Origin of the sequence: Escherichia sp. WS3227_2, from assembly GCF_046486495.1 — a bacterium.
GTDB classification, from domain to species: Bacteria; Pseudomonadota; Gammaproteobacteria; order Enterobacterales; family Enterobacteriaceae; genus Escherichia; species Escherichia coli.
The window spans coordinates 21479-32469 of the sequence record NZ_JBJQLG010000026.1 but is presented as its reverse complement, the minus strand read 5'-3'; the positions used below and the strand labels follow the sequence as shown (position 1 = coordinate 32469).

Here is a 10991-nt window from a genome sequence, read left to right as displayed (position 1 = left end):
GTCATAAAACCGGTGGTTGTAAAAGAATTCGGTGGAGCGGTAGTTCAGTCGGTTAGAATACCTGCCTGTCACGCAGGGGGTCGCGGGTTCGAGTCCCGTCCGTTCCGCCACTTATTAAGAAGCCTCGAGTTAACGCTCGAGGTTTTTTTTCGTCTATATTTCTATTATTGCTTAAATCGCAAAAATCCTCTGCGTTTTACGCCCTTTTTCCGCAACATTCTAAAGCCCATAATCACCTCAGTTAACGAAAATAGCATTAAAAGAGGCATATTATGGCTATCCCTGCATTTGGTTTAGGTACTTTCCGTCTGAAAGACGACGTTGTTATTTCATCTGTGAAAACGGCGCTAGAACTTGGTTATCGCGCAATTGATACCGCACAAATCTATGATAACGAAGCCGCAGTAGGTCAGGCGATTGCAGAAAGTGGCGTGCCGCGTCATGAACTCTACATCACCACTAAAATCTGGATTGAAAATCTCAACAAAGCTAAATTGATCCCAAGCCTGAAAGAAAGCCTGCAAAAATTGCGTACCGATTATGTAGATCTGACGCTAATCCACTGGCCGTCACCAAACGATGAAGTCTCTGTTGAAGAGTTTATGCAGGCGCTGCTGGAAGCGAAAAAACAAGGGCTGACGCGTGAGATCGGTATTTCCAACTTCACGATCCCATTGATGGAAAAAGCGATTGCTGCTGTTGGCGCTGAAAACATCGCTACTAACCAGATTGAACTCTCTCCTTATCTGCAAAACCGTAAAGTGGTCGCTTGGGCTAAACAGCACGGCATCCATATTACTTCCTATATGACGCTGGCTTATGGGAAGGCCCTGAAAGATGAGGTTATTGCTCGTATCGCAACTAAACACAATGCGACTCCGGCTCAAGTGATTCTGGCGTGGGCTATGGGGGAAGGTTGCTCCGTAATTCCTTCTTCTACTAAACGTGAAAACCTGGAGAGTAATCTTAAGGCACAAAATTTACAGCTTGATGCCGAAGATAAAAAAGCGATCGCCGCACTGGATTGCAACGACCGCCTGGTTAGCCCGGAAGGTCTGGCTCCTGAATGGGATTAAGCCTCTCTGACAGCTCCTCCGGGAGCTGTTTTTACATGCTCGCTAAGGAAATCGATAAAAGCCCGGATGCGCGTACTTACCGCACGGTCGCTGTAATAGACTGCACTGAATGGCATTTCCACTGGCAACACTTTATCTGCCATTAACTCCACCAATTCTCCGCGAGCGATTTCTCTGTCGATCATGTAGTCGGACAAACACGCAATCCCGTTGCCACTCAGGCAAAGCTGTTTCAGTGTTTCCCCACTATTGGATGACAAACCGTACTTCACCTCATGTAATTGTCCATCGCTACAGGCTATCGGCCAGGTATTGAGGGAAGCGGGTTCAGTGAATCCCAGGCAAACATGTTGCTTTAAATCGTCGATCGTTTCTGGCTTCCCATAGCGGGAAATATAATCGGGGGAGGCTATAATTTTTCGATAACTGTTAAATAACGGCCTGGCACGTAAGCTGGAATCCGTTAACGTACCGGCGCGTATCGCGACATCCACTTTTCTTTCGATCAAATTAATAATCGTTTCGGAGGAGACTAGTGATAAAGTGACTTCCGGATAGCGTTCACGAAAAGGCTTAATCAACGGCATCAGAAAGTGCAGCACCACTGGAGTTGCGGCATCGATCCGTAACAGTCCACGCGGTGTATTACGCGTCTCCATAATTTCTGATTCTGCCGCTGCCATCTCCTGCAAAATTGACTGTACGCGACGAAAATAACGCTCGCCTTCTTCCGTCAGGCTAAGTTGTCGCGTGGTCCGATTAAGCAGGCTAACGCCAAGTTTCATCTCCAGCTTTTTCACCGCCCGGCTTACCGCTGAGTTTGCTTGCCCTAATTGTTCCGCTGCCCGGCTAAAGCTGCCGCTTTCGACGACCGAAACAAAAATGGCGAGTTCTTCCGACGTGGCTTTCATTTTTGCTCCTATTGCAAAATAGAAGAGATATTTTGAATTTATTTGTCATTAAACCATCAGGATGCGTGATATGTCATCCGATTTAATGTTCTCGATAATGAGCAAAATTCTGACCGGTGTAAGCACTTGCTTACATAACAATATACAATTGCTCGTTGAAAGAGTGAGCTAAAATCCCTATAACAGTAGAACCCTCCCGAGTGCGGAAGGGTTGACGTAATAGAGGTTTCAAAGTCAAAAGTGCGAAAAAACACCTATGCCATGCGCTATGTTGCCGGACAACCTGCGGAAAGGATCTTACCGCCGGGGTCTTTTGCGAGCATCGGCCAGGCATTACCACCCGGAGAACCGTTAAGTACCGAAGAGCGTATTCGGATCCTGGTGTGGAACATATACAAACAGCAACGCGCTGAATGGTTGTCGGTATTAAAGAACTACGGCAAAGATGCACATCTGGTGTTATTGCAGGAAGCGCAGACAACGCCAGAGTTAGTACAGTTTGCGACCGCTAACTATCTTGCCGCCGATCAGGTACCCGCTTTCGTACTGCCACAACATCCTTCTGGCGTAATGACCCTTTCGGCGGCGCATCCAGTGTATTGCTGCCCGTTACGTGAACGAGAACCCATTTTGCGTCTGGCGAAGTCGGCCCTGGTGACGGTCTATCCATTGCCTGACACCCGCCTGTTGATGGTGGTTAATATACACGCCGTCAATTTCAGTTTGGGCGTGGATGTCTATAGTAAGCAGTTACTTCCTATTGGCGATCAGATAGCTCACCACAGCGGCCCGGTCATTATGGCGGGAGATTTCAATGCCTGGAGCCGTAGAAGGATGAACGCGTTATATCGCTTTGCGCGGGAAATGTCGCTGCGCCAGGTGCGTTTTACCGACGATCAGCGCCGTCGGGCGTTTGGTCGCCCGCTCGATTTTGTTTTTTACCGTGGTCTGAACGTCAGCGAAGCTTCTGTACTGGTTACGCGCGCTTCCGATCACAATCCGCTACTCGTTGAATTCAGTCCCGGCAAGCCTGATAAATAAGGTATGTCAGGTCTGCCACAGGGCAGACCAACGTTTGGCGCTGCCCTTTTATACTCAAACAACAAAAGGACAGCGCAATGACAACACAATCCCACCATGACCACGTAGAAAAGCAGTTTAGCTCTCAAGCTAGCGAATATCTGACTAGTACCGTACATGCATCCGGACGGGATTTACAGCGCCTGGCGGTGCGTCTGGCTGATTATCCTGATGCAAGTGTACTTGATATGGGCTGCGGAGCAGGGCATGCCAGCTTTGTCGCTGCGCAGAACGTGAGCGCGGTGGTGGCGTATGACTTATCTGCCCACATGCTGGATGTCGTGGCACAAGCTGCCGAAGCCCGGCAACTGAAAAATATCACCACCCGCCAGGGTTATGTCGAAAGTCTGCCATTTGCCGATAACGCATTTGATATTGTTATCAGCCGTTATTCTGCCCATCACTGGCATGATGTTGGTGCAGCACTGCGTGAAGTGAATCGGGTATTGAAACCCGGCGGTAGGCTGATTGTGATGGACGTAATGTCTCCGGGTCATCCAGTGCGCGACATCTGGTTACAGACGGTAGAAGCATTACGCGATACCTCTCACGTACGAAACTACGCCAGCGGTGAGTGGTTGACGTTAATCAATGAAGCCAATCTGATAGTTGATAATTTAATTACAGATAAGTTACCGCTGGAATTTTCTTCATGGGTCGCGAGAATGCGTACGCCAGAAGCGTTAGTAGACGCTATTCGCATTTACCAACAGAGCGCATCGACAGAGGTGAAAACGTATTTTGCCTTGCAGAATGATGGCTCTTTCACCAGTGATATCATCATTGTAGAAGCACATAAAGCAGCATAAATAAAAAAGGCACCGGGGGAATCGGTGCCTTTCATTATCTGGTTTGTCAGGAATCTGGCATGTTGTTGTTTTTCACAAACAACGTCAGCTTATCGCCTGGTTGCAGATTCGCAGTATCGCTGTTCCAGCGCATCACATCTTTGATGTTCACGCCGTGGCGTTTAGCAATGCTTGAAAGCGAATCGCCTTTGCGCACACGATACGTAATGCTATCGCTGTTGTTTGCCAACCGCTGTGCGCTACTACCTGCGCCAATCGTCAAGCTTTGGCCTGGCTTCAGCTTAGATCCGCGCAGTTTGTTCCACTGCTGCAAATCTTTGGTGCTAACGCCGAGACGTGAAGCGATACTTGAAAGCGTGTCGCCAGAGCGTACGGTGTAAACACGGCTGTTAAGCGGCGTATTGTCGGCAACCAGCGTCGACTGTACAGCAGCAATTTCGCCCGAAGCCAGAGATTCACGCAGTTGATCTGCATGCTTCTTTGGCACCATCACGTACTGAGGACCACTTGCGCCCAGCGTGGAGCCTTTCACGCCAGCGTTGAATGTCTTCAGCTTGCTGACGGAAATCCCCGCCATATCTGCAACCTTCGCCATTTCAACTGGGCTGCTCAGGTGCACACGTGCCAGAGCACGGCTTTCATCGGTCGTTGGCAGACGTACGCCATAACGCTTGCTGTTTTTGAGAATATCACTCAATGCCAGCATTTTAGGCACGTACTGCTTCGTTTCCTGCGGCAACGGTAACGACCAGAAGTCCGTGGATTTCCCACGCGCTTTGTTCGTTTTAATTGCCTTCATGACTCGACCTTCGCCGCTGTTATAAGCCGCTACGGTCAGAAGCCAGTCGCCGTCAAACATCTTGTTCAGACGCTGCATCATGTTCAGCGCGGCAGTTGTTGAAGCAACAACATCGCGACGCGCGTCATAATTGCGGGTCTGTTTCAAACCATAATTGCGCCCCGTGCTCGGAATGATCTGCCAGATGCCTGCTGCATTGGCGCCAGACGTTGCGTGAGGATCAAAAGCGCTCTCCACTATGGGTAGTAGTACCAGTTCCATAGGCATGTTACGTTTTTTAACTTGCCCGGCTATCCAGTACATATACGGCTCTGCCCGTAAAGTTACATCGTGGAGATAGCTCTTATTGCGTAAATATTTCTGTTTCTGTTCGCGAATCCGGTCATTTTCCGGAATTCCCATCTTTAGCTCGTCGCCAATGAAAGCCCACAAGTCACCATCTGGCGCGATAGACGTCCCATCGTCCATCCATCGTGCCTGACTTGTAAACTTTGCTGCTTCCCCTTGACCAGCTGCAGAAAGGCTCTGTGCGTGCTGTTGAACGTTGCCGGTACTCTGGCAACCCACGAGCAGGACAGAGGCGAGTAATATCGCTTTTGCCTTCATGTGTGTGTCAATAGTTGCTTAAAAGACGACCGATCATAACGGCGAACGGAGCCGATGACAAGAAAGTTTTATCAGAACCTATCTTTCTTTGACCTTAACCATGCAAAACGTTCTTCAGGTTGTTGCAATAATGTTTCTTCATTAATTACATTAATTAAATCAATATCTTCTGTTCTTAAAAAAACATTAATTTGCCGCTCATTTTTCAGAATTACGGGTAGTGTTATTTGATTTTTTGCCCGTAACTCCTTAACTTTACGATAATAATCATTTATGGACAAATCGTGCGGAAGAATACTCAAAGCAAACTTCATATTTGATAAGGTATATTCATGAGCACAACATACCAATGTATCGTCAGGTAACGCACTTAACTTTTTAAGTGATTGATACATTTGTGATGGTGTCCCTTCAAACAACCGACCACACCCACCAGAAAACAGCGTGTCGCCGCAAAATAGATAAGGTTTACTGAAGTAACAGATATGTCCTAAAGTGTGACCCGGTGTGGCAATTACACTAAATTCATGCCCCAAAACGAAGGCAGTTTCGCCATCTTTGACTACCTGTGTTGTTCCCTTATCTTGTGTCTCTTGTGGACCATACACCACAATTTGCGGAAACTTTTTCACCAGTTCTTTTACGCCGCCAACGTGATCGTGGTGATGGTGGGTGAGAAATATGGCCTCCGGTTGCCAGTTATTGGCGGCAATGGCGTTTAATACTGGCTCTGCGTCTCCGGGATCGACAATCAGGCAGCGACCTGCTTCATCATTCAAAACCCAGATGTAATTGTCATCAAAGGCGGGAATACTGTTAAGATTCATAGATTACCTCTCAGTGTGAAACGGAAGGTTGTGATGAAACCGGCAAGAGTCCCTCAAACTGTCGTGGCTCCTGATTGCTGGGGCGATTTGCCCTGGGGAGAGCTTTATCGCAAGGCGCTGGAGCGCCAGCTCAACCCGTGGTTCACTAAAATGTATGGTTTTCATCTGCTTAAGATTGGCAATTTAAGCGCAGAAATCAATTGCGAAGCGTGCGCGGTTTCTCATCAAGTGAATGTTTCTGCGCAAGGAATGCCCGTCCAGGTGCAGGCGGACCCACTTCATCTTCCTTTTGCCGATAAATCCGTTGATGTTTGTCTACTGGCACATACATTGCCGTGGTGCACCGATCCGCATCGTTTATTGCGTGAAGCCGATCGGGTATTGATTGATGATGGCTGGCTGGTGATTAGTGGCTTCAATCCCATAAGTTTAATGGGATTACGCAAACTTGTGCCGGTATTGCGCAAAACCTCGCCCTATAACAGCCGGATGTTTACTCTGATGCGGCAGCTGGACTGGCTCTCTTTGTTGAATTTTGAAGTGCTACACGCCAGCCGTTTCCACGTTCTCCCGTGGAACAAACACGGTGGAAAACTATTGAATGCGCATATTCCTGCGCTTGGTTGCTTACAACTTATTGTCGCCCGGAAACGGACTATTCCTTTAACGCTAAATCCGATGAAACAGAGTAAAAACAAGCCACGAATTCGCCAGGCGGTTGGAGCCACCCGGCAATGTCGTAAACCACAGGCTTAAACTTCGACTTGATAGCCCGTATCTTCCAGTGTGGGATTCATCGCTGCGGCACGAGCCAGTTCATCGCAACGTTCGTTTTCTGGATGACCGGCATGGCCTTTAACCCATTCCCATTTGATTTGATGCTGCCCCAGCGCAGCATCAAGACGTTGCCAGAGATCGACATTTTTTACTGGTTTTTTGTCTGCGGTTTTCCAGCCACGTTTTTTCCAGTTATGGATCCACTGGGTGATACCCTGGCGGACATACTGGCTGTCGGTACTCAAAATGACTTCGCAATGTTCTTTTAACGCCTCCAGCGCGACAATAGCGGCCATCAACTCCATACGGTTGTTGGTGGTGCGGGTGTAGCCTGCGCTAAAGGTTTTCTCGCGTCCGCGATAGCGTAAAATAGCGCCGTAACCCCCAGGTCCTGGATTACCCAGACACGAACCATCGGTGAAAATTTCTACCTGTTTAAGCATCTCTGGTAGACTTCCTGTAATTGAATCGAACTGTAAAATGACAAGTCTGACATAAATGACCGCTATGAGCACTGCAATTACACGCCAGATCGTTCTCGATACCGAAACTACCGGTATGAACCAGATTGGTGCGCACTATGAAGGCCACAAGATCATTGAGATTGGTGCCGTTGAAGTGGTGAACCGTCGCCTGACGGGCAATAACTTCCATGTTTATCTCAAACCCGATCGGCTGGTGGATCCGGAAGCCTTTGGCGTACATGGTATTGCCGATGAATTTTTGCTCGATAAGCCCACGTTTGCAGAGGTAGCCGATGAGTTCATGGACTATATCCGCGGCGCGGAGCTGGTGATCCATAACGCAGCGTTCGATATCGGCTTTATGGACTACGAGTTTTCGTTGCTTAAGCGCGATATTCCGAAGACCAATACCTTCTGTAAGGTCACCGATAGCCTTGCGGTGGCGAGGAAAATGTTTCCCGGTAAGCGCAACAGCCTCGATGCGTTATGTGCCCGCTACGAAATAGATAACAGTAAACGAACGTTGCACGGGGCATTACTCGATGCCCAGATCCTTGCGGAAGTTTATCTGGCGATGACTGGTGGGCAAACGTCGATGGCTTTTGCGATGGAAGGAGAGACACAACAGCAACAAGATGAAACAACAATTCAGCGCATTGTGCGTCAGGCAAGTAAGTTACGCGTTGTTTTTGCGACAGATGAAGAGCTTGCAGCACATGAAGCCCGTCTCGATCTGGTGCAGAAGAAGGGGGGAAGCTGCCTCTGGCGGGCATAAATACCTGTAAAAGGCGCTAAAAATAGCGACTTGGGCGATTTTTGCAGCAAACGATTCAAAAGATGAGAAAAACCGTTGACGAAGGGAGAGGCAATCCGTAATATTCGCCTCGTTCCCAACGGAACACAACGCGGAGCGGTAGTTCAGTCGGTTAGAATACCTGCCTGTCACGCAGGGGGTCGCGGGTTCGAGTCCCGTCCGTTCCGCCAAATTCACTCATGAAAATGAGTTCAGAGAACCGCAAGATTTTTAATTTTGCGGTTTTTTTGCATTTAAATCCCGATATTTCTCTGTTCAATGATTTTACTCTGGCGTAAGTGCGTAACTCTCGCTTGTTGTCTCATTTATTAAAATTCAATAATGATATCGAACCATTCAACTTAAATATATTTTTAGTGAATAATTTTATATTGATTAAATGAATGTATATTTCATGTTGATTTTGTTTGTTATTATTTAAGTGGGGTATATAATTAGAGTCCGTTATCAGTGCTAAATATTCTAATCATTATGACAGGCGAGGGAGTGTCCGATTATGAATTCAAAAAAGGTTTGTTGCATATGTGTATTATTCTCGCTGCTTGCAGGATGTGCCTCTCAATCTTCTATTGATGAAAAAAAGAAAAAAGTTCAAGTTACACAAAGTAATATTAATAAAAACATTCCCCCGCAACTGACAGACAAAGATTTATTCGGTAATGAAACCACTCTGGCTGTATCCGAGGAGGATATTCAGGCTGCGCTTGAAGGAGATGAGTTTCGTGTGCCTCTCAATTCTCCCGTAATACTTGTCCAGTCTGGCAGTCGCGCACCGGAAACCATTATGCAGGAGGAGATGCGAAAATATTATACTGTTTCCACATTCTCTGGTATCCCGGACAGACAAAAGCCTCTGACTTGTAACAAAAACAAAGATAAAAATGAGAACGAGGATGTTGCCAGTGCTGAAAATATGAACTGGATGCAGGCATTACGTTTTGTGGCGGCAAAAGGCCATCAGAAAGCGATTATTGTTTACCAGGATACGTTGCAGACAGGAAAATATGACACTGCACTGAAATCAACAGTATGGTCCGATTATAAAAATGAAAAACTGACTAACACAATCTCACTGCGCTATCTGGTGCGATTCACGCTGGTGGATGTAGCTACAGGTGAGTGGGCTGCCTGGTCGCCGGTGAATTATGAATATAAAGTGCTTCCACCATTTCCCGGCAAGAATGAAGCCAGTACGACTGATATGACAGAGCAGCAAATCATACAACTTAAGCAAAAGACCTATAAAGCGATGGTAAAAGATTTGGTTAACCGCTATCAATAATAAATTATATCTGCCGCCAGGAATTTCTGGCGGCAATAATACAAAATTCTTTGCATAAGAAATTGTTCCTGACAAAGACAGTGCAAGAAAGGACATGGAATCCGGCGTTAAAAACTGTTTGTTTTAGAATATTTAATTATTTAACTGCTTAATCTTCCTTGCGAGAAATATGTTCATTATTACATTTTATGCCATTTTTAATATAGATTGCTCCTGGGAAAATCCCCGTGTTATTACCGCAGGGGTGATAATTAGCATTGACATATCCTGTGACAAAAGGAGCTATTAAAGGTGCTATTACGATAGCTATTAGTAAAAATATAAGAGTTAGCTGTATTGTTATGTCTGTGGCGAAATTGATTACCTTTGTTTTTTTTATTAAGAATGATTTTATTATTGTTAGTAAAATTACATGAATATTTAACAAGGAAAACGATATGAAACCGAAGCATAGAATCAACATTCTCCAATCATAAAATATTTCCGTGGAGCCTTTTATTATTGAATATAGAGGTTTAATTCCGGTAAAAAATAAAGAAGCATTGAATGCAGGGAAAAATAATATGGCTATAAAAAACATCGAAAAAAACTCTTTCAATTTAACATGTAAACGCATAGTTAATCCTCATATCACGGGGGGAGTGTTAAGAACATACATAAATGGAGTCATGTTTTCCCTTTTCCATTTATCAAGTTCCTGTTGCCGTTTTAGTCCATCTCTAATTGCATCTTTTAATTTTTCTGATAAATGGTATTGAGCATCGATTTCATTTAAAACAACTGTACACACTATCCCTGTAAGTAAAATTGCTCCTCCTACAAGAATTACTGGAAGGCCAAAACTAAGACAGGCAAAAGAAGCCAGGCTTCCAATAGCAGTTGCAACACCGCCTGCAATCACTGCTTTGGCCACATCCATTGAAAAATCACCAAGAAAATTAACCAGATCTCGCTCTGAACTCATAATAAATTCTATGGTTCTCCAGGCTACTGAAAACCAGATACAGAACTTAACTCCTTTTATTGATTCAGATAAAGCTCCTCGCCAGCCAATAGCGAGTTCCAGAACTTGAGGCGCTCGTGAAGAGAAAATATATTTACCGAGCTTTTCTAAAAGCCAGGGGCTGGATGTTGTAATTTTTATATATTTCTCTCCAAGTATTTCAAAGTAACTTGCTTTTGTATACTTTAAGGTATTAAAGTTAAATATAATTTTCCCATTTCCATCAAACTCAGTCATTAATTTATCCGCGTTAACTAACCAAGCGAGTGTATCTTTTATACCTGAAGGATGTGTAGTGATAAAATGAATGTAATCAAATGATGTTATTGAGCTGAGTATTTTTTTTTGCAACATCAAGTGTCAAGAGAATAACATGATGAGTGTTCTGACGCCTTAATTCATCAATGAGTGGGACGTCGTTAAGATAAGGGTGCTGAGGTACTAGCTGGTTTATCGGTTGAGCCCCCCGAAGAATGTCACCCACATAATCAGCCCACTGTGCATTCTGTGTGTTGTTATTATTCCTTAAACCAGCCATTATAT

General features: G+C 45.6%; 11 protein-coding genes, 2 tRNA genes and 1 pseudogene. 8 read left to right on the top strand and 6 right to left on the bottom strand.

The window, feature by feature from the left end:
• Positions 1-33 precede the first annotated feature (33 nt).
• A tRNA-Asp gene (locus tag ACJHXB_RS23495) sits at positions 34-110 on the top strand.
• A 162-nt stretch (positions 111-272) separates the two neighbouring features.
• Positions 273-1076, top strand: a complete 804-nt coding sequence (dkgB, locus tag ACJHXB_RS23490; protein WP_000997027.1) for a 2,5-didehydrogluconate reductase DkgB — start codon at positions 273-275, stop codon at positions 1074-1076.
• Here dkgB and yafC read toward each other — a convergent pair.
• Positions 1073-1987, bottom strand: coding sequence for a DNA-binding transcriptional regulator YafC (yafC, locus tag ACJHXB_RS23485; RefSeq protein ID WP_000648583.1), 915 nt, complete (start codon positions 1985-1987; stop codon positions 1073-1075). The two genes, dkgB and yafC, sit on opposite strands and share 4 nt — an antisense overlap.
• A 240-nt stretch (positions 1988-2227) precedes the next feature.
• On the opposite strand from yafC, the gene ACJHXB_RS23480 reads away from it, so the two are divergent.
• Both ACJHXB_RS23480 and ACJHXB_RS23475 read left to right on the top strand, forming a co-directional pair.
• Positions 2228-3028 carry an endonuclease/exonuclease/phosphatase family protein gene (locus ACJHXB_RS23480; RefSeq protein WP_001230983.1) on the top strand — a complete coding sequence of 267 codons (801 nt, stop codon included), beginning with the start codon at positions 2228-2230 and terminating at the stop codon, positions 3026-3028.
• A 77-nt stretch (positions 3029-3105) separates the two neighbouring features.
• Positions 3106-3876 (top strand): class I SAM-dependent methyltransferase, encoded by a 771-nt coding sequence (locus ACJHXB_RS23475; protein ID WP_000211700.1) that lies wholly within the window; start codon positions 3106-3108, stop codon positions 3874-3876.
• 46 nt (positions 3877-3922) lie between these two features.
• On the opposite strand, the gene mltD is transcribed toward ACJHXB_RS23475, so the two are convergent.
• The gene (mltD, locus tag ACJHXB_RS23470; protein ID WP_000644685.1) at positions 3923-5281 is read right to left on the bottom strand and encodes a murein transglycosylase D; all 1359 of its coding nucleotides are present in this window, start codon (positions 5279-5281) and stop codon (positions 3923-3925) included.
• 71 nt (positions 5282-5352) lie between these two features.
• Positions 5353-6108 (bottom strand): hydroxyacylglutathione hydrolase, encoded by a 756-nt coding sequence (gloB, locus tag ACJHXB_RS23465; protein ID WP_001052732.1) that lies wholly within the window; start codon positions 6106-6108, stop codon positions 5353-5355.
• 33 nt (positions 6109-6141) lie between these two features.
• Between gloB and ACJHXB_RS23460 the strand changes: the two genes are divergently transcribed.
• Entirely contained in the window at positions 6142-6864 is a 723-nt protein-coding gene (locus tag ACJHXB_RS23460; protein WP_001295200.1) for a class I SAM-dependent methyltransferase, read from the top strand.
• On the opposite strand, the gene rnhA is transcribed toward ACJHXB_RS23460, so the two are convergent.
• The gene (rnhA, locus tag ACJHXB_RS23455) at positions 6861-7328 is read right to left on the bottom strand and encodes a ribonuclease HI (RefSeq protein WP_000917883.1); all 468 of its coding nucleotides are present in this window, start codon (positions 7326-7328) and stop codon (positions 6861-6863) included. The two genes, ACJHXB_RS23460 and rnhA, sit on opposite strands and share 4 nt — an antisense overlap.
• A 64-nt stretch (positions 7329-7392) precedes the next feature.
• On the opposite strand from rnhA, the gene dnaQ reads away from it, so the two are divergent.
• From dnaQ to ACJHXB_RS23440, 3 genes are all read left to right on the top strand, one after another.
• Positions 7393-8124, top strand: coding sequence for a DNA polymerase III subunit epsilon (gene dnaQ / locus ACJHXB_RS23450; protein ID WP_024185250.1), 732 nt, complete (start codon positions 7393-7395; stop codon positions 8122-8124).
• 132 nt (positions 8125-8256) lie between these two features.
• A tRNA-Asp gene (locus ACJHXB_RS23445) sits at positions 8257-8333 on the top strand.
• A 326-nt stretch (positions 8334-8659) separates the two neighbouring features.
• Positions 8660-9445, top strand: a complete 786-nt coding sequence (locus ACJHXB_RS23440) for a hypothetical protein (RefSeq protein ID WP_001086162.1) — start codon at positions 8660-8662, stop codon at positions 9443-9445.
• A 148-nt stretch (positions 9446-9593) separates the two neighbouring features.
• Here ACJHXB_RS23440 and ykfM read toward each other — a convergent pair whose 3' ends face one another.
• Positions 9594-10061: a protein YkfM gene (ykfM, locus tag ACJHXB_RS23435; protein WP_001236629.1), complete on the bottom strand. Its 468-nt coding sequence runs from the start codon at positions 10059-10061 to the stop codon at positions 9594-9596.
• A 9-nt stretch (positions 10062-10070) separates the two neighbouring features.
• A pseudogene (locus ACJHXB_RS23430) lies at positions 10071-10986 on the bottom strand (hypothetical protein).
• Positions 10987-10991: the final 5 nt, after the last annotated feature.